We start from the raw sequence: 26,307 nt of genomic DNA on the forward strand, positions 1-26,307 counted from the left end.
TGAAGCGGCGGCGGCGGCCATAAGCATGGCATGACGCTGCCGCTCGTCCCGCTGGAACCGCTCGAGCGCGGCTATCTTACAGTTCTGCGCGTGCGCGCCGCGATCGGGGCGCTGATCCTGCTCGTCGCCGCCGCACTCGGCGACGTGCTGTTGCTTCCCGAGCTGGGGCTTGCGCACGGCTGGATCATCGCGCCGGCGGCAGCGGTCGCCGTGTGGACCACCATAATCGCGCCGCCGCGCAGATGGCGCCGCTGGGGCTATGCCTTCACCGGGCGCGAGCTGCATGTAGCGCGCGGCTGGCTGTTTCGCGCCCACACCATCGTTCCGGTCGTGCGGGTTCAGCATATCGATGTGGCGCAGGGCCCGATCGAGCGCAGCTGCGGCGTGGCGACGCTGATACTGCACACGGCCGGGACCGATGCCGCCACCGTGGCGCTTCCGGGCATCACGCGCGCTGGGGCCGAGGAGATCCGCGACGCGATCCGCGCCCAGCTGACGGAACGGCCCTGGTGAGCGAGGACGCCGACGGCGCGCCGCGGCGGCTGCACCCGTTCGCGCCCGTCCTCAACATCCTCCGCAACGCGCCGTCGAACGTCGCCGGACTGCTGGCGGCGGGCGCCGTGGCCTTCCAGTCGATCGAGTGGGCCTCGCCCGCGATCGTGATCGCCCTTGCGGCCGCCGGTGGCGCGATCTGGCTGCTGTTCGCGTGGCTGGCGTGGCGGCGCTTCACCTATCGCGTCAGTGCCGACGAGCTGGTGATCGAGCGGGGTATCGTCAGCCGGCATCGCCGGTCGATCCCACGCGAGCGCGTGCAGGACGTGGCGATCGAGCAGGGCCTGCTCGCGCGGATGCTGGGGCTGGCCCGTGTGCGCTTCGAAACGGGTGGCAGCGAGACCGACGAGGGCCTGCTCGAATGTGTCTCGCTGGAGGAGGCGCGGCGGCTGCGAATGGTGGTGCGCGGCGGCGAGCCGCGGCAGCGCACCGCCAGTGACACGGAGGAGGAGGAGCCGGAGGAGCGCCTGCTCTACCGCCTCGCGCCCGGCCGCTTGCTGCTGTTCGGGCTGCTCAGCTTCTCGATGCTGTGGGTGGCGGCGCTGTTCGGTGCGGTCGAGCTGTTCGGCGGCATGTTCGGCGCCGAAATCGCCGATCTGGCGGATTGGATCGAGGACAGCGAAGCCGAACTCCGTGCCCGGATCACGGTGCAGGTGGTGCTGGGGTTGGTTGCCCTGGCGGTGGTGCTCGGCGTGCTTTCGGGGCTCGCCCGGACGGTGGTGCGGGACTTCGGCTTTCGCCTGACGAGCGCGGAGGGGCGGCTGCGGCGCGTGGCCGGACTGTTGCGGCGCAGCGAGACGGTGGTGGCGATCCGCCGCATCCAGCTGGGGCTGGTGCGGCGCGGCGGACTGACCGGTGCGTTCGGCTGGGGAGCGCTCGCCGTCCAGACGCTGGGCGGCAGCAACGACGCGTCCGGCAGGCAGCGGCTGGCGCCGTTTGCCCGGCGCGAGGAGATCGCGGAGCTCATGGCGGAGGCGGGCCTGCCCGCGTTCGAGCGGCTGGCGCTGCGGCCGGTTTCGTGGCGGCACGTGCCGCGGGCGATGGTGCATCACGTGCTGCTGCCTGCGCTTGCGCTGGGTGCAGCGGTCTTCTTCTTCCCGCCCGCCTGGCCGATTCTCTTTCTGCTGCCGTTCCTGCTCGGCGGTGCGCTGCTGGGCCGCCGCTTCCACCGCTACGGTCTGCTGCCCGAGAGCTTCCAGGTCGCCCGAGGCGTGTTGTCCCAGCAGGACTGGGTGGTGCCCTATGGCCGAATCCAGACGGTGACAGTGCGGCAGGGGCCGCTCCAGCGGCTGCTGGGAGTCGCCACCGTCGGCGTTGATACCGCCGGAGCGGCGGGGCTGCTGCGGCCGGATGTGACCGATGTCGCCGAAGCCGATGCAGTCGCGCTGGCGCGGGAATTGATCGAGCGCGTCTAGGGCGCGGGGGCGGGTGCGGCCGGGCTGGACGAAGCGGCCGGCGCGGGCACGGTGAACCGCACCGGCGGACGCGCCGCCGGACTGGGCGCCGGCTGAGGTTCGCCGCGGCGGCGCACCCCGGCGAGCGGCGCCGGGGCGGCGGCGGAGTCGATCGCGGGCGGCGCCGGCTCCGGAGTGGGCGCTGCGAGCGGCTGCGCGCGCATGCACTGGAGCGGGCTGGGCCGCTCAAAGCGGTTGCAGTTCCACAGCGCCTTGGCGAAGCCCTGGCGCTCGTCGCGCAGATAGCTGAACGCCATCGACGCAACCTGTTGCGAGCTGAGCGGCAGGCGCGACGGCGTGCTCGCGCGGTCGGTCCAGGCCATGAACTTGCAATAGGGACGGTCGCCGCACGTCCGGATCGCCAGCGCCGCGAAGCTGTCCGCGCCGATGGCGGGATCGAGCGTCACCAGAAAGCTGTTCGAGTCGCCGGCCAGCGGGCGCGGCACGGCGGCGTCGGGAAAATCCTCGGGAGCGAGCACGTCGCCTTCGGCGATCTCCTCGGTTCCATCGCCGGCATGGAGCGCCGACAAGCGGGCGAGACGCGGCTCCATCGGCTCGCTTCCGGCATAGCCTCGGCGGAACGCGCCGGGCGTTCCCCACCAGCCCGTCCAGCGGAAGAAGAGGTGCGTATTCACCTCGGTGATCTTCTCGAGACTCGAACTCCAATAGGGCACGACCCAATCGGTGTGATAATGGGTGGCGTGGCCGACGGGCGAATAGACCTCGCCATGCAGCGCCGCGCGGGCGATGCCGCGGGCGCGCTCCCAGGCGGCGGGCGAGGGCGCGCGTGCCAGTGCACCGTCGCAGGTGAAGGTGAACTGGCATCCCGTGCTGCGCTCCGCACCCTGGAACACGACGCCGCACACGCTGTTCGGGAAGGCAGGGTGGCGCACCCGATTCAGGACGACCTGCGCGACCGCGCGCTGGCCCACGGGATCATCGCCCGCTTCGTAATAGACGGCAGACGCAAGGCAATCGACTGCCCGTGCCTGGTCGGCGGCGTCGCCGAAGATGCGGAACGCGGCCGCCGCCGGATTGGGCGCAGTGGAGAATGGTACGGCGGCGTTGATCGAACGCGCGTCGTCGGGCGTCACTTCCGCCAGGGCAACCGGTTCGACCGGAGGCAGCCGGGTTTCCGGGATGACCGGCTTGCGGTCGGCCGCCGTGTCGGCTGCGGCAACCGCGGACGAATCGATGCGCGGCGTCGTCGCGACCAGCGTGGTGGGGACGGCGATTGCGAGCATGCCGACGAGCGCCAACACCGCAGCAAGGTGCGACGGGATGTGATGTTCGCTGCCCGGCGGCACGTGGCGTTGCCAGAGCGCATCGAGGCGGCGGAGCAGGTCGGGCAAGGGAACAGGCAAGAATCGCTCCGTGCGGGGCAGGCGCCCGTCCATAGCGCAGCGGCCGCCCGGGCGGAACAGAGCCGCGCGCGCCCTGCCGCACGACGACCAGTGCTCAGCGCGAGCGGATGTTCAGTCGGTCCAGACGCCCCGCGCTTCGCACAGATCCCACTGGTCGGAGGCCTTCAGGCGACACGCCGCACCCGCATTGCCCCGCTCGCACGCCCGGTTCTCCCGGCGGAAGCGGTTGTAGCAGCTCTCGGGCCGTTCGGTGACGCCGGACAGGTCCGGATCGAACCCCGCCCGAACGACTTGTGCCTGATCCCGCGGCACCGAGCGCGCCGCCACGACGGCACTGGATGCAGCCGCGCGAACCTCCCGAACGCCGCTCGGCGCATCCCCTCCGAATGCCAGCGGCCACCCGAGAAAGACGGCCAGCATGACGGTTATACAGATCATCGCATTTCGCACGAGTTCCCCCCGGAAGTCTCAAGCGTTGTCCCCCGACTCGGCTATTCTATCGTTAACCAGGGGTTCATGCGAGTCTCTCAGCTTTCCGGAAGGAACTCCGGAACCGACAAATAGCGCTCACCTGTATCATAATTGAACCCGAGGACGCGCGAACCCTCCGGCAAGTCGGGCAGCTTTTGCAGGATCGCCGCGAGCGTGGCGCCCGAGCTGATGCCCACCAGCATGCCTTCCTCGGACGCGGCGCGGCGGGCCATATCCTTGGCGACCGCGGCATCGACCTGGATGGTTCCGTCGATCGAGCCGGTGTGCAGATTGGTGGGGACGAAGCCGGCGCCGATACCCTGGATCGGATGGGGGCCGGGCTGTCCCCCCGAGATCACCGGAGAGAGTTCGGGCTCGACGGCATAGACCTTCAGGTCCGGCCACTCCTTCTTCAGCGTCTCGGCGACGCCGGTGATGTGCCCGCCGGTGCCGACGCCGGTGATGAGGACGTCGATCGGAGAGTCCCGGAAATCCTCGAGTATCTCGCGTGCCGTCGTGCGGACATGGACGTCGATGTTGGCCGGGTTCTCGAACTGCTGGGGCATCCACGCACCCGGCGTCTGCGCGACGAGCTCGTTCGCGCGTTCGATCGCGCCCTTCATGCCCTTCTCGCGCGGCGTGAGATCGAAGCGCGCGCCATAGGCGAGCATCAGCCGTCGCCGCTCAATCGACATGCTTTCCGGCATTACCAGAACGAGCTGATAGCCCTTTACCGCGGCTACCATCGCGAGGCCGACGCCGGTGTTGCCGCTGGTCGGCTCGACGATCGTGCCGCCCGGCTTCAGCTCGCCCGACTTCTCGGCGGCCTCGACCATCGCCAGAGCGATGCGATCCTTGATCGAGCCGCCGGGGTTCGACCGTTCGGACTTGATCCAGACCTCGGCATCGGGAAACAGCCGCTGGATGCGGATGTGCGGCGTGTTGCCGATGGTGTCGAGGATCGTCTGGGCCTTCATCGCATGCACCTCCTGATGTTTCCTTGGCGTGCGACTTGGGGGGAGGAAATGGCGAGCGCAAGGTGCGCGGCGCCTCAGCGCGCGCAGTCCATCCAGCGATAGGCGACCATGCCCGCGCCGCCGGCCGCCGCGAAGCTGAGATAGTAGGAGGCTCCGACGAAGATCAGCAGCGGCCCCAGCAGTGCGTGCCACAACATGCCTTCCAGGAAATAGCCGCGCACGCGCGTTTCCCCGTGCAGCTCGAGGCGATTGCGGATGCGCGGCGCGAGCAGCGAGAACAGGATCGCCAGATAGGTCGCGACCAGCACGGCGCCGGCGCCGAGCGGCTCGGGCAGGAGCGAGGACTGCGGCAGCCAGCCGGCAGTGGCGCGGCTCAGCCAGATGAACACCATCACGGCGACCATCGCGCCGATCACGCGCGTCTCCGCGCGCGGGCCCGTCCGTGGCTGAGGAGTTGGAGGAATCAGGCTGTCGGACGCGGTCGGCGCGTCGCGTCGGCGCCACCGCGTGCGCTGGGTGGTTCGTGCGGCGAGGCCCTTGTCCGTGTGAATGCTCCCCATGCCGCGACGGTACACGGCAGAGCCGAAGGATCGGTAAAGGCGATGCCGCTATTTGGCCGGGGAGGGCGTGGTGGAGGTGAATTCGAAGCTCTCGGGCGGATCGAAGGTGCGCGCGCGGCGCAGCTCGGGGAAGATCCGCGCCCAGAGACCGGTAACGAGGATGGCGCCGATGCCGCCGCCGACGACCGCCGCCACCGGGCCGATGAGCGCGGCGAGGAACCCCGATTCCGCTTCGCCGAGCTCGTTCGAGCCCGAGATGAAGAGGGTGGAGACCGCGCCTACGCGACCGCGCATCTCGTCCGGCGTATAGAGCTGGATGAGTGACTGGCGGATATAGACCGAGACCATGTCCGCAGCGCCGAGCACGAAGAGCGCCGCCAGCGAGAGCAGCACGGCAGGAGCGAAATCGTGGCCGACCGCGCCCGGCCCGATCAACGGCTCGAGCACCGGCCCGGCAAGCCCGAATACAACGGTTGCCGCACCGAACGCGCCGACCGCCAGCAACATCTTGCGCCCCACCTCGGTACGAAGCGGACGCCAGGAAAACAGCAGTGCCGTCACCACCGCGCCGAGCGCAGGCGCGGCGCGAAGATGGCCGAGACCATCGGCCCCGACATGCAGGATGTCGCGGGCATAGACCGGCAGCATCGCGGTGGCGCCGCCGAGCAGCACCGCGAAGAGATCGAGCGAGATGGCGCCGAGCACCAGCCGGTTGCGACGGACATAGCGCAGCCCGTCCACCATCTGCGCCCAGGGATTGCGCGCGCCCTTGATCGCGCGGCGCGGGACCGGCGTGATGAGCATCAGCATCAGGAAGGAAAGCGTGAACAGACCGCCCGACACGGCATAGGGCAGCCATTGCGCGGCGGCATAGAGATAGCCGCCCATCGCCGGCCCGATCACCGATCCGCCCTGCCAGGCGATCGAACTGAGCGCGATCGCGGTGGGCAGGATCGCGGCGGGAACAAGGTTCGGGGCCAGCGCCTGGAGCGCCGGGCCGGCGAAGGCGCGCGCCACTCCGAGGAGCGCAGCGATGGCGAACAGCGCGGGGAGCGTGATGGCGCCGCTATAGGTGAGCCAGCAGAGCGCGAAGGCGCACCCTGCCTCGAGCGCGACCGCGCCGCGCGCGATCCAGCGCCGGTCCACACGGTCCGCTACCCAGCCGGCAACCAGCGAGAGCGCCAGCAGCGGCAGGAACTGCGCGACGCCGATCAGGCCGAGCTGGAAGGACGCCTCCTTCACGCTCATCGTCTCGCGGGCGATGTCGTACACCTGCCAGCCGATGACGATCACCATCGCCATCTGCCCCAGCGTCGCGCAGAGCCGCGCGACCCAATAGGCGCGGAAGTTGTGGACGCGGAACGGATGCGACGGTGCGGTGGCGGACATGACGATCGCTTAGTCGCCGCTGCTGCTGCTCGGCAATCGCGTTTTTTTTGCGCCCGGGAGCGGATTTCGGCGAGTCGCGGGACTGGCGCCGCGCTGCGCAAACTGCCAGCATCCTGCGCAAAGCGATTCGGAGAGAGACTGCATGCGCATCAGCCTGTGGCTCGGCGCGGGGCTTCTGGCGCTGGCGGCCTGTTCGCCCGGCGACGAAGTGGCGGTGACGGGCAATCAGGTCACCCCCAGCGCCGCAACGGCGAGCTGGGACGAGTTTCGCGACGCGACCATCGAACAGTGGTTCGTGATCGATCCCTATTTCGCGGTCTATCAGGGCCGCCACGAGTTCGACGGCAAGCTGCCCGACTGGAGCGCCGAGGGGCTTCGCGCGCGCGGCGAGTTCCTGAAGGGTGTGATCCGCCAGGCACGGGCGTTCGGCGGGCTGACTCCCCAGCAGCGGTTCGAGCGCGACTATCTGGTGAAAGCGGCCGAAGGGCAGCTCTTCTGGCTGGAGGATGCCGATCAGCCGCAGCGCAACCCGGCCTGGTATGTGGGCGGCGGACTCGATCCCAATGTTTACGTGGCGCGCGACTATGCCGATCCGCTGACGCGGATGCGGGCAATGATCAATTTCCTGAAGGCAGTGCCCGCCGCGACCGAGCAGATCCGCGCCAATCTGTCCACGCCGCTGCCCGCGAGCTACATCGACTATGGCGTCGCCGCGTTCGGCGGCTTTGCCGATTATTACGTCGGCGACGCCAAGCAGGCGTTCGTCGGCGTGGGTGACGCCGGGCTGCAGCGCGAGTTCGACGCCGCCGCTGCCGAAGCGAGCGCGGCGATGCGCGGCTTGCGCGACTGGATGGCCGGGCAGCGCGGCAATGCCTCGCGCGATTTCGCACTCGGGCCCGAGCGGTTCTCGCGGATGCTGAAGCTGACCGAGGGCGTCGACGTGCCGCTTGCCGAACTGGAAGCGGTGGGCCGCGCCGACCTGCGGCGCAACCAGCAGGCGCTGGCGCAGGAGTGCGCACGCTTCGCGCCGGGCCGGACGGTGCAAGCGTGCATCGCCAAGATGAACGCGATCAAGCCGGAAGGGGGCCCGGTGGCGGCGGCGCGGCGGCAGATCCCCGAGCTGCGCGCCTTCCTGACCGAGCAGGATCTCGTGTCGATCCCGGGGGCCGAACAGGCCGAGGTGCGCGAGAGTCCGCCGTACAACCGGCAGAACTCGGCCTATATCGACATTCCCGGGCCCTATGAGGACTCGCTGCCCTCGACCTATTACATCTCGCCGCCGGACCCGAGCTGGCCCGAGTCGGTGCAGCGTGCCTATGTGCCGGGCGAGCCGGACCTGCTGTTCACCACCGTCCACGAAGTCTGGCCGGGGCACTTCCTTCAGTTCCTCCACGCCAACCGCGTCAGCTCGCCCGTCGGGCGGCTGTTCGTCGGCTATGCCTTCGCCGAGGGCTGGGCGCATTATGCCGAGGAGCTGATGTGGGAAGCGGGGCTGCGCGACGGCGACGCGGCCACCCATATCGGCCAGCTTTCGAACGCGCTGCTGCGCAACTGCCGCTTCCTCGCGGCGATCGGCCTGCATGCCCAGGGGATGACCCAGGCCGAAGCGCAGCGGATGTTTCAGGAGCAATGCTATCAGGACGAGGGCAACGCCCGGCAGCAGGCGGCGCGGGGCACCTATGACCCGGCGTATCTCAATTATACGCTGGGCAAGCTGATGATCCGCAAGCTGCGCGACGACTGGACCGCGACCCGCGGCGGACGGGCGGCGTGGAAGCAGTTCCACGACCGTTTCCTGAGCCACGGCGGTCCGCCCATCCCGCTGGTGCGCCAGGCGATGATGGGCGAGGATTCGCCGCGCGCAGTCTTCTGACGCGCGGCTGTCAGCCGGCCGACAGCGCCCGGACCAGTTCTTCCTTCGACATGCCCGAACGGCCGGGCAGGTCGCGCTTCTTCGCTTCCTCGTAGAGCTCGGCCTTGCTCATCGCGGCGTAGTCGGGTGCGGCAGTGGCGGGCGCCTTGGCCTTTTTGGGGGCAGGCGCGGGCTGAGCGGCGGCCGGATCGACTGCGGGCGCGACCTTGGCGGGTGCGGATTTCGGCTTGGCGGCGGTCGCCTTGGGCTTGGCTGCCGGCTTCGGCGCGGCCTTCGGCGTGGCGACTGCCTCCGCCTTCGCGGCCGGCTTTGCCGCAGGCTTCTGCTTGGGCTTTGCGGGCACCGGATCGTGGCGCGGGCCCCCGACCGGGGCCGGCGGCGCCAGCTCCTCCGGGCGTGCCGCAGGCGCGGGTGCAGCGGCGGGTTCCGGAGCGGCAGCGGGTGCAGCGGTGGGCTCCGAAGCGGCAGCGGGGGCAGGGGCGGGAGGAGCCGCGGGAGCGGAGTGCGACGGCGCTGCGTCCGTTTCCGATCCGCTGCCCGTGACGAGCGCCTTCAGGCGTTGCCAGATGCTGGGGCGGGGGCGGTCGGTGTTCGGCATCGCAACTACTCTCCGGATCGGCTGATGAAAGGATGCAGGTCTTCTAATCGGACTTCCGCCCGCGGCCAAAGCGGAACTTCGGCTGCGGGCCGGAGATCGCGTTCAGAGTCACATTCCGCCGCATTCCTCGGCCAGATAGAGGAAGACGGCGTGGAGCATCTCGGCATCATCGCGGCTGGCGAAGCTGAGCACCGAGCTTTCGCCGGAGGCCATATGGTCGGCCTGAAGATGGACATGCCGGTCGCCGCTCCAGCGGACGTCGCGCACCTGAGCCCAGTTGATCCCGTAATAGCCGACCGGTCGGCTGTTGGTCTGTTCGACGACCGTGGGGGTTTCGAGCCGAGTGAAGCAGCGCTCAGTGGAAGTGGCGCCCGTGACTCGGCGGACCATGTGCCAATGGCCCGCGCTCCCCGCCTTTCCCAGGCTGTTGCGGATCGTGACGCCGCTGCCGCCGGCGAAGAAGACTTCCATCGATCCCTGAAGCTGCTCGACCGTCTGGGCGGCGGCGGGCGTGGCGAGCGATATCAGTGCAGCGGAAACGGTTGCTGCAAGCATGCGTATCATCGTCATGGCCCCCCCTGGATCGATCCGCACACTAGCAGTAAATCCCCTGCCGAGCGCAAGTAAAAGGCGCAGCCAAGCCGCCGGGCAAAGCAACGCATGTCATGCCGTGCAGCCGATGCAGTGCGGTACGGTCGTTCTCCAGCCGCGGGGGCACGACAGCGATTTGCCGGCAAATCCATGGAAACGAGTGCCACGTCGCGCGGGGGGTGGCGCCCGAAAGCCACGGTTTTCCGACGAAGGTCACACGAAAGTCGCACCTCAACGCGCATGCGCGCCCGCACGCGGGTGCGTGCGCGCGCAAGCGCTCGGCAATGACAGCGAGAGACTCGAAAAACGGCATCCGCCGATCCATGCGACAGGCGGACGCGTGTAGGACAGCGAAAAAGCGCGCGGCGGGCGGGCGCCCTTAGCGGCGATTGCCACCGCCGCGACGCGGGCCGCCGAAGCCGCCGCCGGCCACCTTCTCGCGGAAAATCAGCCGGCCCTTTTCGAGATCATAGGGCGACATTTCGACCACGACGCGATCGCCGACGATCGTGCGGATGCGAAACTTCCGCATCTTTCCGGCGGTATAGGCGATGATCGTGTGATCGTTTTCGAGCCGGACGCGGAAGCGGCCGTCGGGCAGCACTTCCTCGACCTGCCCGTCGAAGGTCATCAGTTCTTCCTTGGCCATCAGGCGGTAACCTCTGCCGTCTCGGCGCCGTGCGCCCGCTGAAGCTCGGTGATGCGATCGGCATAGCCGTCGGCAAGGCCGAGATGCGAACGGCGTGCCTCGGGCGAGGCGGCGGCATCGGCGCGCATGAGCGATATCTGGTGTCGGTAAAGCAATTGGTTGAGGTCCATGACGGTCTCCCTGTCGGCAAGCGGGAGCACGTACAGTCTCTCCAGTCGCAGGCGGCTATGCGTTTCGAAGGATTCAGTTTTGCCAGCGATGGAGCGGGTATAGCATAGGGCGCCGCGATTGTCGAACCGCTGCTGCAGCGCAATGCCGATCAGGCGTTCGCGCTCTCGCGCGCCCGATGCTCCTTGTACAGTTCGATGAACTTCGGAAACACCCCGCGCAGATAATAGGCGAGCAACGGCAGATCGTCGGGCTCGCGACCTTCCTGCCGGGCGTAGCGGGCGATCAACGCGTCGCTTTCGGTCTGCCAGTCGCCCGGTGCGGTCTCGACTGCGGGATAGCTGGGCTCGATCCCCGCCGCTTCGAGCGTGCGGCGCAGCTCGGCCTCGGCGTCGTCGCCCTTTTCGAACACGATGAATTCGAAGCGATCGGCAATGCCCAGGTCGGTGAGCGCGATACGCAGCTTGAGGCAGAAGGGGCAGCTGGCGAGCAGCCAGGCGCGCGGGCGGAACTGCGGGTTCATGGCGACTCCATGCGAGGTCTGTTCCACCCTAGAACGCCCGGCGCGGCGGTCGGGTTCGACACTGGTGTTGCTGCACTGCAACATCGCGTATAGAATGGGGGTATGAAGCTACCCGTCGACCACGACCGCCCCGAACCCGCCCCCAGCCCCAGCGCCGTCGTGCTGGAAGCGATCGTGCGGCGGCGGTGCCTCTCCGTGACGTATAACCGCAAGCGGATGATCCTGGCACCGCACATCCTCTACATGCGCAACGGCAGCCCGCATCTCGACGCGGTGACCATTTCGCTCGAGATGATGGCGCCCAAGGTCGTGAAGGTCGGCACCTTCAAGCTCGACGGCCTGGGCGAGCTGCGGCTGACCGAGCGGGAGTTCGCCGTGAGCGACCTGTTCGACGCGGCCGACCCGAAATACGCCGGCGGCGCGTTGCTGGTGGTGGAGTAACGGCGCTCAGAGGCCGCCCCGCCCGCTATTTCAGCGCGGCGAAGCGTTCGACGTCCTCGATGCGGCCGGAGACGATCAGCAGATCGTCGCGGCGGACCACGGTGTCGGCCTGGGCATAGGTGAAGCTGGCGTGGGGCGACTTGAGCCCGACGACGGTCACGCCATGCGACTTGCGGATGTCGCTGTCGGCCAGGGTGCGATCGTGAAGGATCGCCGGTGCGCGAGTCTTCACCAGGGCGAAATCCTCGTCGAACTCGATATAGTCGATCATCTTGCCGGCGATGATGTGCGCGACGCGCTCGCCCATCCGCGCTTCGGGATAGATGACGTGATGCGCTCCGGTGCGCTCGAGGATCCGGCCGTGGCGCGCGTTGTTCGCCTTTGCCCAGATCACGTTCATTCCGAGATCGACCAGCGCCATGGTGGTGAGCACGCTCGCCTCCATGTCGGTGCCGATGCCGACCACCGCCGCCTCGAAGTCGCACACGCCGAGCTGGCGGAGGGCGTTGATATTGGTCGAATCGATCTGAACCGTCTGTGTCAGCTTGTCGGCCATCGATTCGACGAGCTGCATGTCGGCGTCGGCGCCCAGCACCTCATGCCCCATGTGCATCAGCGATTCGGCGACGGCGCTGCCGAAACGGCCGAGGCCGATCACCAGGATCGTCGAGCCGCGACGCTGGCGGCGGCGGGAGAACAGCTTAACCAACGATCGGTTGCTCCTGTGGATAGCGGATGTGGTTGCGCACCTGCCCCAGCGCGAGACCGGTGGCGACGGTGATGGTTCCGACGCGGCCGACGAACATCAGCACGATCAGCACCAGCTCGCCCGATGGCGGGAGGCTGGCGGTGATGCCCATCGAGAGCCCGACCGTGGCGAAGGCGGAGATGACTTCGAACAACACGGTATCGAGGCCGTGGGTGGTGGTGCCGAGCAGGATCGCGGTCGCCACGCCGATCAGCGTGAGCGCGAGCAGGATGACGGTGAGCGCCTGGCGCTCGACATGGCTCCCGACCCGCCGGCCGAAGATCACCGCGTCGCGCTGACCGCGGATTTCGGACCAGACCACGATGCCGAGCAGAAAGAAGGTAGTGATCTTGATCCCGCCCGCGGTGCCGGCGCTGCCGCCGCCGATGAACATGAGGACATAATTGGCGAGCACCGTTTCGCTGCGGATGGCCGACACGTCGATCGCGTTGAAGCCGGCGGTGCGGGTGACCACCGAATGGAACATGCCGTTGAGCAGCTTGTCGCCCCAGGCCATCGGCCCGAAAGTCGCCGGATTGCCCCATTCGGACGCCGTGATCCACACGAAGCCGCCGAGCAGCAGGATCACCGTTCCCATCAGCGTGATCTTGGTGTGGAGCGTCCATCGCGCGGGCTCGCGCCGGTTCGCCCAGAGATCGCGCAGCACCGGAAAGCCGAGGCCGGAGACGATGATCGCGACCATGATCGGCACGAGGAAGAGCCAATCGGTCTGGAGCCCGATCAGGCTGTCGCTGTAGGTCGAGAAGCCGGCGTTGTTGAACGCCGAGACCGAATGGAACACGCCGTTCCACAGCGCGGTGCCGAGCGGCTCGCCATGCCCGAGGTGGAGGCGCAGCGCGAGCCACAGCGCCAGCGCGCCTTCGACAAGCAGCGTGACGCCGAGCACCATGCGCAGCACGCTGGCCGCATCCGCGCGATCGAGGCGGCTGCGCTCGACGTCGGTGACGAGCCGGTCGCGCAGCCGGAAGCCGCGGCCGGCGAGGAGGCCGAGCAGCGTCGCCGCGGCCATGATGCCGAACCCCCCGATCTGGAACAGCAGCAGGATCACCGCCTCGCCGAAGCCGGTCCAGTAGCTGGGGGTATCGACGACGATCAGCCCGGTGACGCAGACCGCCGAGGTGGCGGTGAACAGCGCCGTCAGGAACGGCGCGCCGCCGGGCCCCGCGCGCGCAATCGGCAGCATCAGGAGGATCGTTCCGATCGCCATCGCCGCGAGGAAGGCAAGCGGGACCACGCGAGTGGGGCGCGTGACGACGGACTTCATGCGACGCATCGGCGCGCGCTCTACGCCTCTGCCGAGCGCATGGAAACAGCTAGTTCACGCGATGCTGACGAAGCTGTCCATCACGCGCTTGCGGCCGGCCTGCTCGAAATCGATCTCGAGCTTGTTGCCTTCGATCTCGACGATTTCGCCATAGCCGAACTTCTGGTGGAAGACGCGCTGGCCGAGCGACAGATCCTCGCGCGGCTTGGCGCCGAAGCTGACGGCGCTGGCGCGGCTTTCGAGGACGCGCGTGGGCTCGCGCGAGAAGCTGCGCGGCTTCCACGCGCCGCCGGGGTTCTTCACGTCGACGCCCGCCGCGCGCTGCCAGCCCGGGCCACGGCCGGTGCCGCGGCCGATATCGGCGAAAGGATCGGCGCGCTCGGACCAGTTGGCGCGCCACAGGCTCTCGCCGCCGGTCATGGTGGTCTCCGCCTCGACGTGTTCGGGCGGCAGCTCGGCAACGAAGCGGCTGGGAAGGCTGCTCGTCCACTGGCCATAGATGCGGCGGTTGGCGGCATGGAGGATCACCGCGCGACGGCGCGCGCGCGTGATCGCGACATAGGCGAGGCGGCGCTCCTCCTCGAGACTGGCGAGCCCGCCCTCGTCGAGCGCGCGCTGGCTGGGGAAGAGACCTTCCTCCCAACCGGCGAGGAACACGGTGTCGAATTCCAGCCCCTTGGCGGCGTGGATCGTCATGATCGTCACCTTCGCCTCTTCGGCATTGGCTTCATTGTCCATGACCAGGCTGACATGCTCGAGGAAGGCGCCGAGCGTCTCATATTCCTCCATCGCGCGGACGAGCTCGGTGAGGTTTTCGAGCCGGCCGGCGGCCTCGGCCGAACGATCGGCCTGCCACATCGCGGTATAGCCAGATTCGTCGAGGATGATGCCCGCGAGCTCGGCGTGCGAGGGCGCCGAGCTTTCGCCCGCGGCGCCGTCCTCGTCGTCGCCGGCGCGGGAGGATAGCATCGCGCGCCAGCGGGCGATGTCGCCGATCAGATTGCCGAGGCTGCGCCGCGCCTGGGGCGTGAGTTCGTCGGTGTCGAGGATACGGGCCGCGGCGGTGGTGAGAGGTATCCCTTCGCGCCGGGCGAGCTGGTGAACCTTCGCCACCGCCTTGTCGCCGAGGCCGCGCTTGGGGGTGTTGACGATGCGTTCGAAGGCGAGATCGTCGGCGGGCTGGGCGACGACGCGCAGATAGGCGAGCGCGTCGCGGATCTCCTGCCGCTCGTAGAAGCGGAAACCGCCGACGATGCGGTAGTTCAGCCCGATCGCGATGAACCGGTCCTCGAACTCGCGCGTCTGGTGCTGGGCGCGGACGAGGATCGCGAAATCGTCGAGCGACTTGCCGGAGCGCTGGCCGGCCTCGATCTCCTCGCCGACGCGGCGCGCTTCCTCGGGACCGTCCCAGACGCCGATCACCTGAACCTTCTCGCCAGCATCGACCTCGGTCCAGAGCGTCTTGCCGAGCCGGCCCGAATTATTGGCGATCACGCCCGACGCCGCGCCGAGGATGTGCGGAGTAGAGCGGTAATTCTGTTCGAGCCGGATCACCTTCGCGCCGGGAAAATCCTTCTCGAACTTGAGGATGTTTTCCACCTGGGCACCGCGCCAGCTGTAGATCGATTGGTCGTCGTCGCCGACGCAGGCGATGTTCTTGCGCTCCTGCGCGAGCAGGCGGAGCCAGAGATACTGGACGCTGTTGGTGTCCTGATACTCGTCGACCATGATGTAGCGGAAGCGCTGCTGATAGCTTTCGAGCACGTCGCGATGCGTGCGCAGGATCACCAGCATGTGGAGCAGCAGGTCGCCGAAGTCGCAGGCGTTGAGCGTTTTCAGCCGCTCCTGATAGGCGGCGTAGAGTTCACGCCCGCGGCCGTTGGCATAGTGTTCGTTCTCGCCGGCATCGAGATCGGCGGGCGCGCGCCCCTTGTTCTTCCAGCCGTCGATCAGCCCGCCGAGCTGGCGCGCGGGCCAGCGCTTCTCGTCGAGATCGGCGGCCTGGATGAGCTGCTTGAGCAGGCGCAGCTGATCGTCAGTGTCGAGAATCGTGAAATTGCTGTGGAGCCCGACCAGCTCGGCGTGGCGGCGGAGCATCTTCGCGCCGATCGCGTGGAAGGTGCCGAGCCAGGGCATGCCCTCCACCGCTTCGCCGACCAGCCTGCCGACGCGCTCGCGCATCTCGCGTGCAGCCTTGTTGGTGAAAGTGACCGACAGGATTTCCGAGGGATAGGCCTTGCGCGTCCACAAGAGGTGCGCGAGCCGCGCGGTGAGCGCCGCGGTCTTGCCCGTCCCCGCGCCGGCGAGGACGAGCACGGGTCCCTCGGTGGTCAGCACCGTTTCGCGCTGCGGATCGTTGAGGCCGCGCAGATAGGGCGGGTCGGCTTGGGTCTGGGGCAGGCTGGTCACGCGCGAACAACTAGGGAACGGCGCGCGTCGGGGCAAGTCGGGGCCGGCGAGCGACGGGAACTCGAGCTGGGGGCGGCGTGGCTGCTTTGCCTGGCAAGAGAGCGGGCGCCGTCCGGCGCGCGCGTGTTCGTGCAGGCGCGCTTCCGAGCGGCGTTGCGCGGCCCTCGCGCTTCGCCCAGAATGGCGGCGCAACGGGGAGACGAGACGATGGACAGGCGCAGACGGCGCTGGCGATTGGGGCTGCTGGTCGGCGTGGCGGTCGCCGTGCTGTGGGCGGCATGGCGTCTGGGACCGGGCGAGCCCGGCCTGAAGGAGGAATGCACGCCCGGCCGCGTGATCGAACGCGACGATGCGGGCGAAGTCGTCGAGATCCGCAGGACCGAATGCCGCGAGGCGGAATAGCGGGCTCGCACAGACTTCCGCACGATCCGCGTCACCGGTAGCGTGCGGCGGCCGCCGCGAACGAATCGCGATGCGGCAGGACGAACCGAAATGCCATTTCTGATTGCGGCAGGGATGCTGGTGCTCGGCGGCAGCTGGGCACGGGCGCAGGATGCGGACAAGCCGGTGGTCCACGTCGATGCGGACCGCGCGGTAGGCGGCTGCATCACGCCCGAAGACGGCGCCCGGCCGCTGTCCGACTTCAGCGAGGCGGAACGGTATGCGATGATCGCCTGCGTCACCGCCGAGGGCGCGGAGCAGATCAATCGCCAGCTGCCACGGCAGATCGACGCGGGCACGACGCTGGAGCGAGTCGTCGCCTCCGGAACGACGCTCACCTATCACTATCGGCTCGACGTGAGCGCCGCAGAGTTCTCGCCGGAACTGGTGGAGCAGTTGAAGGCGGGGACGCGCGCGAACGTGTGCAGCCAGGAACAGATGCGCAATACGATGGCGATCGGCGGGGCCTATGCCTATGCCTGGACCGATCGGAAGGGCGAGACGATCGACACCATACGGATCGTTTCCTGCCCGGAGACGCACTGACCGGGCAGGCTCGGTCGCGCCGAGCGGCTGCGGCGGATTCCGCCCAGGCCCGCGAAACAGAAGCAGCGGGTCGGCGTAGGCGGTTAGACGGGACGCAGCAGCGTGAGCTTCGCCTTGCCGTGCACGCGCTCGGCATCGACTGCGAAGCCGGCGACTGCGACTGCCTCGTCCTTGCGCGTCTCGATGCTGATCCAGGTCGCGGGGCCGGTCCAGCCGAGCCGCGCAAGCTTGTCGAGCGCGACGAGGCCGGCTCCCGTGCCATAGGGCGGGTCCATCAGGATGCAATCGAGCGGCGCGGGCGCGGGGCCGAGCGCCAGCACCGACGTCGCGCGGATATCGGGCCGTATCCCCAGCTTTTCGGCATTGGTGCGCAGCGCATCGAGCGCGGCGCGATCCTGCTCGACGAAGAGGCACGAAGCGGCACCGCGCGACAATGCCTCGAACCCGAGCGCGCCCGATCCCGCGAAGAAATCGCCGACCGCGAGCCCTTCGAAGCTGCCGACCCGGCTCGCCAGCATCGAGAACAGCGCTTCGCGCGTGCGATCGGCGGTGGGGCGGGTTTCCTGCCCCTTGGGCGCGACGAGCGGGCGGCCACGCCACTGGCCCGAGATGATGCGCATCAGCGCTTCGTCCGCGGCTTGCGCGGCGGGCCCGAGCGGGGCTTGGGCTTGGCCCAGCCGGTCTTGCGCTTCTGCGGCGCGGCGCGGTCAGGCGTGGCGGGATCGCCGGTCTTCCCGATCGCCGGATCGGCGGATTTTCGCACGCGCTGCGCGGCAGGCTTGCGCCGATCGGACTCGGTGCGCCGGGGCCCCGAACGCGTGGCTCCGGCGCCCGCCTCGGCAGGCGCAGGTCTCGCCGGGCTGGACGGTTTCGAGGGACGGCGCTCGCCGCCACGTGCGCGGGCGGATGGCGCCGGCTTCGGAGCGGCGGAGTCGCGGGGGAGATAGGGGCGCACCGCCAGCTCGAGCGCCGAAGCCGCCTTGCCGCCACCCGGGCCCGCGAGCGCGCGGCGGAACGCGATCAGATCATGCTGGCGCACCTCGTCGACCGCGCCGAGCGGCAGATCGGCGAGATGGAAGGGCCCGTAGCGGGTGCGGATCAGGCGCGAGACCTTGAGCCCGAGATGTTCGAGAACGCGGCGGACCTCGCGGTTCTTGCCCTCGGTGAGCGTCATCTCGATCCACACATTCGCGCCGGTGCGGCGTTCGAGATTGGCGTCGATCTGGCCATAGCGCACGCCGTCGATCTCGACGCCCTCGATCAGTTGCTCGAGCTGGTCCTGAGTCACGGCGCCATAGGCGCGGGCGCGATAGCTGCGCTCGACGCCGCTCGACGGCAGCTCCAGCTGGCGCTTCAGCTCGCCGTCGGTGGTCATCAGCAACAGCCCCTCGGTATTGAGGTCGAGCCGGCCGACCGGCATCAGCCGCGGCAGATCGCGCGGAAGCCGATCGTAGATCGTCGGCCGCCCCTTGGGATCGCGCGCGGCGGTGAGCAGGCCCTGCGGCTTGTGGAAGCGGAACAGGCGCGCGGGCGCGGCGGCCTTCACCGGTTCGCCGTCGACAGTGACGCCTGCGAGCGAGGGCAGCAGCGTCGCCGGAGTATCGAGCACGGCGCCGTTCAGCGCGACGCGCCCTTCGGCGATCATCCGCTCGACATCACGGCGCGACGCGATTCCGGCACGGGCCAGCAGCTTCGCGATCCGCTGGAGTTCGTTGGGCTTGGATGGGGACACGGGGCGAGCCTATAGCCGAACTGTGGTCCGCCGCAAAAAGAACTGCGGCCACGGGCACTCGGGCGCGGACTATGCGTTGGAACGTTCCGGCAACGGCACGGCCGGGACCGCGTTCAGAGGGGCAGAGAAGCGATGTTGTTCGGGCGTAAGAAGCGGCGAATCGGGCGCGTGCTCGTGGTGGAGGACGAGCCGCTGGTCGCGTTCGACACCGAGCACTTCCTGCAGGACGAGGGCTTCCACATCGTCGCCACGGTCGATTCGGTGGCCGATGCGCTGGCGGTGCTCGCGCGCGGCGAATCGATCGAGCTGGTGATCGCCGACATCAATCTTGCCGATGGCACGGGCATCCGGGTCGCCGAGGAAGCGAAGCGCCTCGAAGTGCCGGTGCTGTTCGTGACCGGCAATTGCCCGGGCGAAGCGGAGAAGCTGGCGGCAGGCTGCCTCGCGAAACCCTATCAGAAGCGCGACCTGCTGCTGGCGATCGAGGCGATCGAGGCCGTTCTGGAGGGCGAGGAGCCGCGCCGGCTGCCCGCGCACTTCAGCCTGTTTCCGCGCGCCGCCTGAGCCGCCCCGCCCGAGCGGGCTTTGCTTGCGCGAATTTGCCGCTAGGCTCGCCCCCCTCAGGAACGGGGCGGGGAGCGGACGGGCGATGACGGATACGGCGGCGACCGAACAGCGCAGGAAGCTGAAGGGATTCGCGTTGCTGGGCGCGGCGCTGACCAATCGCAAGATCGGAGTGATGCTGGCGTTCGGTTTCGCCGCGGGGCTGCCCTATGCGCTGCTGCTGGGCACCCTCTATGCCTGGCTGAGCGACGCGCAGGTCGATCTCGAGACAATGGGCGTCTTTTCGCTGATCGGGCTCGCCTATGCGTTCAAATTCCTGTGGTCGCCGGTGATCGACCGTACGGCGCTCCCCGGCATGTCGCGGTTCGGGCGGCGGCGGAGCTGGCTGATTCCGGCGCAGGCGGCGCTTGGCGTGATCCTGATCGTCCTCTCCATGCTCAATCCGCAGACGTCGCTCGGCTGGTTCTCGCTGCTCGCCGGCTTCGGCGCTTTCGCCTCGGCAACGCAGGACATCACGATCGACGCCTGGCGCGTCGACCAGGCCGACGATGTCGCGACGCTCGATATCCTTTCGACCGTCTATCAGCTCGGCTATCGTATCGCCGCGCTGGCGGGCGGCGCGCTGGCGCTGATCGTCGCCGAGCGGACCGGCTGGCCTGCGGTCTATTTCGGCATGGGCGTGGCGATGCTGGTGGTGCTGGGGGTCACCTTCCTCGCACCCGACAGCGATCGCGTGACGATCGCGAACGAGGACGAGCACGGGCTGCGCGAGGCAGGCGCGCTCACGCCCGCGGTGCGGCGGACCGCGCTGGCGATCGTCGGCGTGCTCTGGGGCTGGGCACTGGTGACGGTGATCGTGTTCATGGTGCGCTCGCTGGGCGCCGCGCCCGAGGACCGGCCGAACCCGACCGAGTTCATCCAGCTCTATGGCCCGCTGATCGTCGTCGCGACCGTGATCGTGCCGTCGATCATCGCCGCCGTCCTCGATCACTGGCAGCGGACCGGCCGGCACGTGAACCCGGCGGCGATCACCGCGACATCGCGGCTCGATCGCGCGATCGACCATGGCTATGGCGCGCTGATCCTGCCGCTCTCCGAGCTGGTGGGGCGGCTCAAATGGGCCGCGATCCTGGTGCTTGCGCTGATCCTGAGCTACCGCTTCACCGACGCGGTGTGGGGTACCTTCGCCTATCCCTTCTACCTCGGCGAGCTTGCGTACACAAACGACGAAGTGGCGGTCGCCTCCAAGTTCTTCGGAGTCGGCATGACGATGCTCGGCATCACGCTGGCGGCGGTTCTGTTCAGCTGGATCGGGAGGATGGCGACGGTCGTGCTGGGCGCGGCGATCGCAGCGGCATCGAACCTGCTCTACGCCGATCTGGCGCTGGGCGGCGGAGGGCTCGACGCATTCGGCCGCGCGACCGGGCTCTACTGGCTGTTCGGCCTGTTCGGATCGGACGAGCGGCTGTCGCGGCTGCTGCTCGCGATCTCCGGCGAGAACATCGCCGGCGGCCTCGCCGGGGCGGCGTTCGTCGCCTATCTCTCGTCGATCGCCTCGAAGCGATACAGCGCAGTCCAATATGCGCTGCTTTCGTCGCTGACCTTCCTCGTCGGATCGCTGGGGCGCGGCGCGCTGGGCGAAGCGATCGAAGTCCATGGCTACGCATGGGTCTTCTATCTCACCGCGGCGATCGGGCTGATCGCGGTGGTGCTTTCGATCCTCGAGTGGATGCGCGAGCGGGCGAGCCGCTATCGCGACGTGGCGCCGCCGACCCGCCCCGAGGCGGAGGCCGCAGTCTAGTCCCCGCCGAGCGGCAGGCCGAGATCGGCGAACGCACCGGCGAGCGCGTGCGCGGTGGCGAGGACGCCACCCGCGTCGCGCTTGCCTAACAGGTCCGCGAGCAGCATGTGCGCGGTCTCGGGATGGCCGGCGGCGCGCCCGAGCACGGCGAGCAGAGTCGCTTCGGCGCCGGTCATGCGCGGGCAGCACCAGGGCGCGATCTGAATCGGCCCTTCCGCGGCGCTCGACATATCCGACATCAGCGCGCGAAGCAGCATCAGCGGACGACGGAATTCCCGGCCGAACGCCATCAGGAACGCCTGCGCCGCGCAGGCATCATAGAGCCCATGCGCGCCCATCTGGCGCACGCCGAACAGCAGCAGGCGCGCACCGGGATCGTCGGGCTGAAGCGCCGGAAGCGCGGCGGCGAGGCTGGTGGTGCTGGTCACGAATCTGGTCTCCCGCTTGAGTGGGGCCAGCCTCGCAACCCTGTTATTGCAAGTCAATAGCAACAACTACGGATCGACCGATCAGTCGGGCAGCTCGCCATTCGCTTCCAGCACCATGCCGGCGAGATAGAGTGAGCCGAGGATCAGCACGACGGGCCGGGAGGGCGCGGCTGCGCGCGGCAGGGCTGCCAGCGCGGCTCGAATGTCGGGCGCAGCCGCAGCCGAAGCAATGCCGAGGCTGGCGGAAAGGCCGGCGAGGTGGGCAGGAGCATGATGCGCATGGCCTGGCACCGGGACCGCAGTGAGGCTGGTGGCGAAGCTCGCGAAGGGCGCGATCAGCGCCGCGGCGTCCTTGTTGGCGAGCATGCCGAGGATCAGGTGGAGCGGCCGCTCCTTCGCCAGATCGCGCGCCGCGGCGGATACCGCGGCAGCGGCGGCGGCGTTGTGGCCGCCGTCGAGCCACAGTTCCGCGCCGGGGGGGAGCAGGGCAGCGAGCGGGCCCGGCGCGAGCCGCTGCATCCGCGCCGGCCAGCGGGCATGGCGCGCAGCCGCGACGAAGGCTTCGTCCGGCACGTCGAGCTGCGCCTGGTGCCGGAGCATCGCGATGGCGAGCGCGAGATTGCCGGGCTGGTGCGGACCCGGAAGCCCCGGAAGCGGAGTAGCGACGTCGGCGGCGGCATCCGAATAGCGCAGCCGGTCGCCGTCGACCGCCCAGTCCCAGGCGTCGCCCGCTGCGCGGACCGGCGCACCCGCCGCCGCGGCCACCTCCGCCACGCGTGCGGCGACGCTTTCCGAGTAGCGCATCGTGACGAGCGGCACGTCGCGACGGGCGATGCCTGCCTTCTCCGCCGCGATTCCCTCGGGGCTGTTTCCCAGAAATGCCTCGTGATCGATGCCGAGCTGGGCGATGCCGGTGACGAGCGGCCGGGGGACGACGTTGGTCGCGTCGAGCCGGCCGCCGAGCCCGACTTCGAGGATCGTCGCATCGGCGGGCGTGCGCGCGAAGGCGAGCATCGCCGCGGCAGTGGTGACTTCGAAGAAGCTCGCGCCGATGTCGCCGCCCCGATCGAGCACTTCCTCGAGCAGCGGCGCGAGCGCGGCGTCGTCGATCAACCGTCCCGCGAGGCGGATGCGCTCGTTGAAGCGGACGAGATGCGGGCTGGAATAGACGTGCGCGCGTAACCCCGCCGCTTCGATCGCGGCGCGCAGAAAGGCGCAGGTCGATCCCTTGCCGTTCGTGCCCGCGACATGGAGCACCGGCGGCAGCGCCTCGTGCGGATCGCCAAGGCGCGCGAGCAGGCGGCGAATGCGATCGAGCCCGAGAATGTCGGCGCCCGGCGACAGTGCGTTCAGGCGATCGAGCTGCGCCTGGACGGCGGGGTCCGACGACGTGGCGAAGTCTGGCATCGCTTCGGTTCCGGTTTGCAGAGAGCCGCGCAGGAGGGAAGGTCGCGCAGTCGCGGAAGCACACCCTCCCCCGACCCCTCCCGCAAGCGGGAGGGGAAAAGCGTCATGCCGCGGCCTTCTCCGTTTCCAGCAGGTCGATCAATCGGCCGAGCGTTTCGCGCAATTCCTTGCGGTGCGTGACCATGTCGACGAGGCCGTGATCGCGATAATATTCGCTGGTCTGGAAATCCTCGGGCAGCTTTTCGCGGATCGTGTTCTCGATCACGCGGCGGCCGGTGAAGGCCAGCGTGGCGCGCGGCTCGGCGATCTGGATGTCGCCCAGCATGGCATAGGCCGCCATGACGCCGCCCGAAGTGGGATCGGTGAGCACGACGATATAGGGAAGGCCCGCGTCGTGCAGCATCTCGATCGCGACGGTGGTGCGCGGCATCTGCATCAGGCTGAGAATACCCTCCTGCATGCGCGCACCGCCCGAGGCAGTGAATACGACATAGGGCGCTCGCGCGGCGATCGCGGCTTCGGCGCCGGCGATGAACGCCTCGCCCACCGCCTGGCCCATCGAGCCGCCCATGAAGGCAAAATCCTGAACGCCCACGACTGCGCGGCGGCCATGGATCGAGCCCGAGGCATTGACGAACGCATCCTGCTCGCCCGTATCGGCGCGGGCCGTGCGCAGGCGATCCTGATAGCGTTTGGAATCGCGGAACTTGAGCGGATCCTCGGTCACCCTGGGGGCGGGGAGGAGATCGTAGCGCGCATTGTCGAACAGCATGTCGAACCGCCGCTTTGGCCCAATCCGCTCATGGAAATCGCAATGCGGGCAGACGTGAAGATTCTCCTCCAGCTCGCGATTGAAAACCATTTGCCCGCAGCCCTTGCACTTATGCCAGAGCGTGTCTTCGGACTGAGCCTTGGGATAGACGAACGACAGCGCGTTGCGGACGCGGCCGAGCCAGGTGGTTTCGGTGCTCATGCGACTTCCTTTCGGGCAGCGGCGATCGCTGCGCTGAGCGACTGGACATAGGTGCGGACATGGGCGGGCGCATCGGCGCCATGGCGTCCGATCAGCTCGACGATCGCCGAACCGACGACGAGGCCGTCGGCGACGCGGGCGATCTGCGCCGCCTGTTCGGGCGTGCGGATGCCGAAGCCGACCGCGACCGGCAGGTCGGTGGCGGCCTTGAGCCGCGCGACCGCCTGTTCGATCGAATCCTGCGCCGCCTGCTGCTTGCCGGTGACGCCTGCGACCGAGACGTAATAGAGAAACCCGCCGGCACCTTCGAGCACGGCCGGCAGGCGCGCGGCGTCGGTAGTGGGCGTGGCGAGACGGATAACGTCGATGCCGCGCTCGCCGAAGGGAGCGAGTTCCGCGGCCTCCTCGGGCGGGATATCGACGACGATCATGCCGTCGACTCCGGCATCGCGTGCGCGATCGGCGAAACCGGCGGGCGTGGGACGCGTCATCGTGTTGGCATAGCCCATGAGGACCAGCGGCACGTCGGGATGGCGGCTGCGAAAGGCTGTGGCGATGGCGAGCACGTCGGCGGTCTTCGTGCCCGCACCCAGGCTGCGCAGATTGGCGAGCTGGATCGCCGGGCCGTCGGCCATCGGATCGGTGAACGGCATGCCGAGCTCGATCACATCGGCACCACCTTCGACGAGCGCGTCGAGGATCGCGCCGGTAGCGGCGGGTGTGGGATCGCCAGCGGTGATAAAGGTGACCAGCGCGGCGCGGCGGTCGGATGCTGCATACGCGAACGCTCTTGCGATTCTACGCATCGCCAGCCAGCCTCCGGTCGCGCTCAATCAAGTACCAATCAACGCCAAACCCGGCCAAACATGCCACTAAGACGCCGGTGGGCAAGACGATATCTACCGGCTGTCGATTCCACAAATCTTGGGCAAGCGTGGGTGCGCCAAATGCGATTGCCTGCGATCCGCGCAACCATACTGCGGCTCTAAAACTTTCGGGCGGCTCGTATGTCGTAAACGCATAGACCAGGATCGGCAGTATGACGATGAGCAAGAGAAACAGAGCAAAAAGCACCCAGGTCGGATCGATCATATCGCCACCCCCAGCGCCTGCGCGACGGTGAAGATGTCCTTGTCGCCGCGACCGCAGAGATTAGCCAAGATCACCTGATCTTTCTTCATTTCCCGTGCCTTGCGCGTCACTGCTGCGATCGCGTGCGAAGGTTCGAGCGCGGGAATGATGCCTTCGGTGCGGCAGAGCAGCTGGAATGCGTCGAGCGCTTCGGTGTCGGTGACGGCGGTGTATTCGACGCGGCCAATGTCGCGCAGCCACGCATGCTCGGGGCCGATGCCGGGATAGTCGAGCCCGGCCGAGATCGAATGCGCCTCGGCGATCTGGCCGTCTTCGTCCTGGAGCAGATAGGTGCGGTTGCCGTGGAGGATGCCGGGTTCGCCGCCCGCGAGGCTCGCGGCGTGCTTGCGGTCGAGCCCTTCGCCCGCCGCCTCGACGCCCAGCATCGCGACGTCGGGATCGTCGAGAAAGGGATGGAACAGGCCGATCGCGTTCGATCCGCCGCCGATCGCCGCGACCAGCAGGTCGGGCAGGCGTCCCGTTCGGCTGAGCATCTGCTCGCGCGCCTCGCGGCCGATCACGCTCTGGAAGTCGCGGACCAGTTCGGGATAGGGATGGGGACCCGCCGCGGTGCCGATGATGTAGAAGGTGTCATGGACGTTGGCGACCCAGTCGCGCAGCGCCTCGTTCATCGCGTCCTTCAGCGTGCGCGCGCCGCTCTCGACGCCGATCACTTCGGCACCCAGCAGCTTCATGCGGAAAACATTGGGCGCCTGCCGCTCCATGTCGCGCGCGCCCATGTAGATCACGCAGGGGAGGCCGAAGCGCGCGGCGACGGTGGCGGTGGCGACGCCATGCTGACCCGCGCCCGTTTCCGCGATGATCCGCGTCTTGCCCATGCGGATCGCGAGCAGGATCTGGCCGATGCAGTTGTTGATCTTGTGCGCGCCGGTGTGGTTGAGTTCGTCGCGCTTGAACCAGATCTGGGCACCCATGCCCTCCGGCGCGTCCTTGCGCAGCGCCTCGGTCAGCCGCTCGGCATAGTAGAGCGGGCTGGGGCGGCCGACATAATGTTCGAGCAGATCGTCGAACTGAGCGGCGAAGGCGGGATCCAGCTTTGCCGCGCGATACTCGCGCTCGAGGTCGAGGACCAAAGGCATCAGCGTCTCGGCGACGAAGCGGCCGCCGAACTGGCCGAAATGCCCATGATCGTCAGGCTGGGTGCGGAAGCTGTTGGGGGCGTTCATAGCGGGATGCGTTTAGCATCGCCTGCGAGCGTGTCGAGCCGCGGC

At 68.6% G+C, this 26,307-nt stretch carries 29 protein-coding genes; 8 read left to right on the top strand and 21 right to left on the bottom strand.

The features are described 5' to 3' along the window. Positions 1 to 30: 30 nt before the first annotated feature. Together H7V21_RS01540 and H7V21_RS01545 are read left to right on the top strand one after the other, a co-directional pair. Positions 31 to 513: a PH domain-containing protein gene (locus H7V21_RS01540; protein ID WP_188054890.1), complete on the top strand. Its 483-nt coding sequence runs from the start codon at positions 31 to 33 to the stop codon at positions 511 to 513. After that, positions 510 to 1,967: a PH domain-containing protein gene (locus H7V21_RS01545; RefSeq protein ID WP_188054891.1), complete on the top strand. Its 1,458-nt coding sequence runs from the start codon at positions 510 to 512 to the stop codon at positions 1,965 to 1,967. The genes H7V21_RS01540 and H7V21_RS01545 overlap by 4 nt, the downstream gene beginning before the upstream one ends. Here the strand turns inward: H7V21_RS01545 and H7V21_RS01550 are convergent. From H7V21_RS01550 to H7V21_RS01570, 5 genes are all read right to left on the bottom strand, one after another. Next, on the bottom strand, positions 1,964 to 3,370 hold the full coding sequence (locus H7V21_RS01550; protein ID WP_262503956.1) for a cell wall hydrolase: 1,407 nt from the start codon (positions 3,368 to 3,370) through the stop codon (positions 1,964 to 1,966). The genes H7V21_RS01545 and H7V21_RS01550 overlap by 4 nt on opposite strands. A gap of 111 nt (positions 3,371 to 3,481) precedes the next feature. Next, positions 3,482 to 3,808, bottom strand: coding sequence for a hypothetical protein (locus H7V21_RS01555; protein ID WP_188054892.1), 327 nt, complete (start codon positions 3,806 to 3,808; stop codon positions 3,482 to 3,484). An 89-nt stretch (positions 3,809 to 3,897) separates the two neighbouring features. Then, positions 3,898 to 4,818, bottom strand: a complete 921-nt coding sequence (cysK, locus tag H7V21_RS01560) for a cysteine synthase A (RefSeq protein WP_188054893.1) — start codon at positions 4,816 to 4,818, stop codon at positions 3,898 to 3,900. A gap of 74 nt (positions 4,819 to 4,892) precedes the next feature. Then, on the bottom strand, positions 4,893 to 5,234 hold the full coding sequence (locus H7V21_RS01565) for a hypothetical protein (RefSeq protein ID WP_188054894.1): 342 nt from the start codon (positions 5,232 to 5,234) through the stop codon (positions 4,893 to 4,895). A gap of 192 nt (positions 5,235 to 5,426) precedes the next feature. Continuing rightward, positions 5,427 to 6,767 carry an MFS transporter gene (locus tag H7V21_RS01570; protein WP_188054895.1) on the bottom strand — a complete coding sequence of 447 codons (1,341 nt, stop codon included), beginning with the start codon at positions 6,765 to 6,767 and terminating at the stop codon, positions 5,427 to 5,429. A 142-nt stretch (positions 6,768 to 6,909) separates the two neighbouring features. On the opposite strand from H7V21_RS01570, the gene H7V21_RS01575 reads away from it, so the two are divergent. Then, entirely contained in the window at positions 6,910 to 8,640 is a 1,731-nt protein-coding gene (locus H7V21_RS01575; protein WP_188054896.1) for a DUF885 domain-containing protein, read from the top strand. 10 nt (positions 8,641 to 8,650) lie between these two features. Here the strand turns inward: H7V21_RS01575 and H7V21_RS01580 are convergent, their stop codons facing one another. The 5 genes from H7V21_RS01580 to H7V21_RS01600 form a co-directional block, all read right to left on the bottom strand. After that, complete coding sequence (locus H7V21_RS01580; protein WP_188054897.1) at positions 8,651 to 9,238, bottom strand: Rho termination factor N-terminal domain-containing protein; 588 nt, start codon at positions 9,236 to 9,238, stop codon at positions 8,651 to 8,653. Between the two features lie 108 nt (positions 9,239 to 9,346). Further along, complete coding sequence (locus H7V21_RS01585; protein WP_188054898.1) at positions 9,347 to 9,808, bottom strand: hypothetical protein; 462 nt, start codon at positions 9,806 to 9,808, stop codon at positions 9,347 to 9,349. 400 nt (positions 9,809 to 10,208) lie between these two features. Next, on the bottom strand, positions 10,209 to 10,478 hold the full coding sequence (gene infA / locus H7V21_RS01590) for a translation initiation factor IF-1 (protein WP_188054899.1): 270 nt from the start codon (positions 10,476 to 10,478) through the stop codon (positions 10,209 to 10,211). Next, positions 10,478 to 10,648, bottom strand: coding sequence for a hypothetical protein (locus tag H7V21_RS01595; RefSeq protein WP_188054900.1), 171 nt, complete (start codon positions 10,646 to 10,648; stop codon positions 10,478 to 10,480). The genes infA and H7V21_RS01595 overlap by 1 nt, the downstream gene beginning before the upstream one ends. Positions 10,649 to 10,797: 149 nt before the next feature. Next, entirely contained in the window at positions 10,798 to 11,169 is a 372-nt protein-coding gene (locus H7V21_RS01600) for a glutathione S-transferase N-terminal domain-containing protein (protein ID WP_188054901.1), read from the bottom strand. 102 nt (positions 11,170 to 11,271) lie between these two features. On the opposite strand from H7V21_RS01600, the gene H7V21_RS01605 reads away from it, so the two are divergent. Further along, a complete protein-coding gene (locus tag H7V21_RS01605) occupies positions 11,272 to 11,610 on the top strand; it encodes a hypothetical protein (RefSeq protein WP_188054902.1) in 339 nt (112 codons plus the stop codon). 25 nt (positions 11,611 to 11,635) lie between these two features. Here the strand turns inward: H7V21_RS01605 and H7V21_RS01610 are convergent, their stop codons facing one another. The 3 genes from H7V21_RS01610 to H7V21_RS01620 are packed head-to-tail and all read right to left on the bottom strand — an operon-like array spanning position 11,636 to position 16,052. Next, the gene (locus tag H7V21_RS01610; protein WP_188054903.1) at positions 11,636 to 12,319 is read right to left on the bottom strand and encodes a potassium channel family protein; all 684 of its coding nucleotides are present in this window, start codon (positions 12,317 to 12,319) and stop codon (positions 11,636 to 11,638) included. Continuing rightward, positions 12,312 to 13,643, bottom strand: coding sequence for a TrkH family potassium uptake protein (locus H7V21_RS01615; protein WP_188054904.1), 1,332 nt, complete (start codon positions 13,641 to 13,643; stop codon positions 12,312 to 12,314). The genes H7V21_RS01610 and H7V21_RS01615 overlap by 8 nt, the downstream gene beginning before the upstream one ends. A 54-nt stretch (positions 13,644 to 13,697) precedes the next feature. Further along, a complete protein-coding gene (locus tag H7V21_RS01620) occupies positions 13,698 to 16,052 on the bottom strand; it encodes an ATP-dependent helicase (RefSeq protein ID WP_262503957.1) in 2,355 nt (784 codons plus the stop codon). A gap of 207 nt (positions 16,053 to 16,259) precedes the next feature. Here H7V21_RS01620 and H7V21_RS01625 point away from each other — a divergent pair, with 207 nt between their 5' ends. Together H7V21_RS01625 and H7V21_RS01630 are read left to right on the top strand one after the other, a co-directional pair. Beyond that, positions 16,260 to 16,454, top strand: coding sequence for a hypothetical protein (locus tag H7V21_RS01625; protein ID WP_188054905.1), 195 nt, complete (start codon positions 16,260 to 16,262; stop codon positions 16,452 to 16,454). 90 nt (positions 16,455 to 16,544) lie between these two features. Then, positions 16,545 to 17,039 carry a hypothetical protein gene (locus H7V21_RS01630; protein ID WP_188054906.1) on the top strand — a complete coding sequence of 165 codons (495 nt, stop codon included), beginning with the start codon at positions 16,545 to 16,547 and terminating at the stop codon, positions 17,037 to 17,039. Positions 17,040 to 17,122: 83 nt separating this feature from the next. On the opposite strand, the gene rsmD is transcribed toward H7V21_RS01630, so the two are convergent. Both rsmD and H7V21_RS01640 read right to left on the bottom strand, forming a co-directional pair. Then, positions 17,123 to 17,659: a 16S rRNA (guanine(966)-N(2))-methyltransferase RsmD gene (gene rsmD, locus H7V21_RS01635; protein ID WP_188054907.1), complete on the bottom strand. Its 537-nt coding sequence runs from the start codon at positions 17,657 to 17,659 to the stop codon at positions 17,123 to 17,125. Beyond that, the gene (locus H7V21_RS01640; RefSeq protein WP_188054908.1) at positions 17,659 to 18,771 is read right to left on the bottom strand and encodes a pseudouridine synthase; all 1,113 of its coding nucleotides are present in this window, start codon (positions 18,769 to 18,771) and stop codon (positions 17,659 to 17,661) included. Before H7V21_RS01640 ends, rsmD begins: the two co-directional genes overlap by 1 nt. A 132-nt stretch (positions 18,772 to 18,903) precedes the next feature. Here H7V21_RS01640 and H7V21_RS01645 point away from each other — a divergent pair, with 132 nt between their 5' ends. Both H7V21_RS01645 and H7V21_RS01650 read left to right on the top strand, forming a co-directional pair. Next, positions 18,904 to 19,335: a response regulator gene (locus tag H7V21_RS01645; RefSeq protein ID WP_188054909.1), complete on the top strand. Its 432-nt coding sequence runs from the start codon at positions 18,904 to 18,906 to the stop codon at positions 19,333 to 19,335. 85 nt (positions 19,336 to 19,420) lie between these two features. Continuing rightward, positions 19,421 to 21,136, top strand: a complete 1,716-nt coding sequence (locus tag H7V21_RS01650; protein ID WP_262503958.1) for an AmpG family muropeptide MFS transporter — start codon at positions 19,421 to 19,423, stop codon at positions 21,134 to 21,136. Here the strand turns inward: H7V21_RS01650 and H7V21_RS01655 are convergent. From H7V21_RS01655 to trpB, 6 genes are all read right to left on the bottom strand, one after another. Continuing rightward, positions 21,133 to 21,564 (bottom strand): DUF6628 family protein, encoded by a 432-nt coding sequence (locus H7V21_RS01655; protein WP_188054910.1) that lies wholly within the window; start codon positions 21,562 to 21,564, stop codon positions 21,133 to 21,135. The genes H7V21_RS01650 and H7V21_RS01655 overlap by 4 nt on opposite strands. Before the next feature lie 81 nt (positions 21,565 to 21,645). Beyond that, positions 21,646 to 22,971 carry a bifunctional folylpolyglutamate synthase/dihydrofolate synthase gene (locus H7V21_RS01660; protein WP_188054911.1) on the bottom strand — a complete coding sequence of 442 codons (1,326 nt, stop codon included), beginning with the start codon at positions 22,969 to 22,971 and terminating at the stop codon, positions 21,646 to 21,648. Positions 22,972 to 23,074: 103 nt separating this feature from the next. After that, positions 23,075 to 23,944: an acetyl-CoA carboxylase, carboxyltransferase subunit beta gene (accD, locus tag H7V21_RS01665; RefSeq protein ID WP_188054912.1), complete on the bottom strand. Its 870-nt coding sequence runs from the start codon at positions 23,942 to 23,944 to the stop codon at positions 23,075 to 23,077. Next, on the bottom strand, positions 23,941 to 24,750 hold the full coding sequence (trpA, locus tag H7V21_RS01670) for a tryptophan synthase subunit alpha (RefSeq protein ID WP_188054913.1): 810 nt from the start codon (positions 24,748 to 24,750) through the stop codon (positions 23,941 to 23,943). The genes accD and trpA overlap by 4 nt, the downstream gene beginning before the upstream one ends. Beyond that, positions 24,743 to 25,036: a hypothetical protein gene (locus H7V21_RS01675; protein ID WP_188054914.1), complete on the bottom strand. Its 294-nt coding sequence runs from the start codon at positions 25,034 to 25,036 to the stop codon at positions 24,743 to 24,745. Before H7V21_RS01675 ends, trpA begins: the two co-directional genes overlap by 8 nt. Further along, positions 25,033 to 26,262 carry a tryptophan synthase subunit beta gene (gene trpB, locus H7V21_RS01680; RefSeq protein ID WP_188054915.1) on the bottom strand — a complete coding sequence of 410 codons (1,230 nt, stop codon included), beginning with the start codon at positions 26,260 to 26,262 and terminating at the stop codon, positions 25,033 to 25,035. Before trpB ends, H7V21_RS01675 begins: the two co-directional genes overlap by 4 nt. Positions 26,263 to 26,307 lie beyond the last annotated feature (45 nt).

This window comes from Sphingosinithalassobacter sp. CS137, from assembly GCF_014334115.1.
In the GTDB taxonomy this organism is placed as follows: Bacteria; Pseudomonadota; Alphaproteobacteria; order Sphingomonadales; family Sphingomonadaceae; genus Sphingomonas.

Coding starts and splice junctions, on each gene's coding strand:
- H7V21_RS01540 (WP_188054890.1), top strand. CDS start 31: ATGACGCTGCCGCTCGTCCCGCTGGAACCGCTCGAGCGCGGCTATCTT.
- H7V21_RS01555 (WP_188054892.1), bottom strand. CDS start 3,808: ATGATCTGTATAACCGTCATGCTGGCCGTCTTTCTCGGGTGGCCGCTG.
- cysK (WP_188054893.1), bottom strand. CDS start 4,818: ATGAAGGCCCAGACGATCCTCGACACCATCGGCAACACGCCGCACATC.
- H7V21_RS01570 (WP_188054895.1), bottom strand. CDS start 6,767: ATGTCCGCCACCGCACCGTCGCATCCGTTCCGCGTCCACAACTTCCGC.
- H7V21_RS01575 (WP_188054896.1), top strand. CDS start 6,910: ATGCGCATCAGCCTGTGGCTCGGCGCGGGGCTTCTGGCGCTGGCGGCC.
- H7V21_RS01580 (WP_188054897.1), bottom strand. CDS start 9,238: ATGCCGAACACCGACCGCCCCCGCCCCAGCATCTGGCAACGCCTGAAG.
- H7V21_RS01585 (WP_188054898.1), bottom strand. CDS start 9,808: ATGACGATGATACGCATGCTTGCAGCAACCGTTTCCGCTGCACTGATA.
- infA (WP_188054899.1), bottom strand. CDS start 10,478: ATGGCCAAGGAAGAACTGATGACCTTCGACGGGCAGGTCGAGGAAGTG.
- H7V21_RS01595 (WP_188054900.1), bottom strand. CDS start 10,648: ATGGACCTCAACCAATTGCTTTACCGACACCAGATATCGCTCATGCGC.
- H7V21_RS01600 (WP_188054901.1), bottom strand. CDS start 11,169: ATGAACCCGCAGTTCCGCCCGCGCGCCTGGCTGCTCGCCAGCTGCCCC.
- H7V21_RS01605 (WP_188054902.1), top strand. CDS start 11,272: ATGAAGCTACCCGTCGACCACGACCGCCCCGAACCCGCCCCCAGCCCC.
- H7V21_RS01615 (WP_188054904.1), bottom strand. CDS start 13,643: ATGAAGTCCGTCGTCACGCGCCCCACTCGCGTGGTCCCGCTTGCCTTC.
- H7V21_RS01625 (WP_188054905.1), top strand. CDS start 16,260: ATGGACAGGCGCAGACGGCGCTGGCGATTGGGGCTGCTGGTCGGCGTG.
- H7V21_RS01630 (WP_188054906.1), top strand. CDS start 16,545: ATGCCATTTCTGATTGCGGCAGGGATGCTGGTGCTCGGCGGCAGCTGG.
- rsmD (WP_188054907.1), bottom strand. CDS start 17,659: ATGCGCATCATCTCGGGCCAGTGGCGTGGCCGCCCGCTCGTCGCGCCC.
- H7V21_RS01645 (WP_188054909.1), top strand. CDS start 18,904: ATGTTGTTCGGGCGTAAGAAGCGGCGAATCGGGCGCGTGCTCGTGGTG.
- H7V21_RS01650 (WP_262503958.1), top strand. CDS start 19,421: ATGACGGATACGGCGGCGACCGAACAGCGCAGGAAGCTGAAGGGATTC.
- H7V21_RS01660 (WP_188054911.1), bottom strand. CDS start 22,971: ATGCCAGACTTCGCCACGTCGTCGGACCCCGCCGTCCAGGCGCAGCTC.
- accD (WP_188054912.1), bottom strand. CDS start 23,944: ATGAGCACCGAAACCACCTGGCTCGGCCGCGTCCGCAACGCGCTGTCG.
- trpA (WP_188054913.1), bottom strand. CDS start 24,750: ATGCGTAGAATCGCAAGAGCGTTCGCGTATGCAGCATCCGACCGCCGC.
- H7V21_RS01675 (WP_188054914.1), bottom strand. CDS start 25,036: ATGATCGATCCGACCTGGGTGCTTTTTGCTCTGTTTCTCTTGCTCATC.
- trpB (WP_188054915.1), bottom strand. CDS start 26,262: ATGAACGCCCCCAACAGCTTCCGCACCCAGCCTGACGATCATGGGCAT.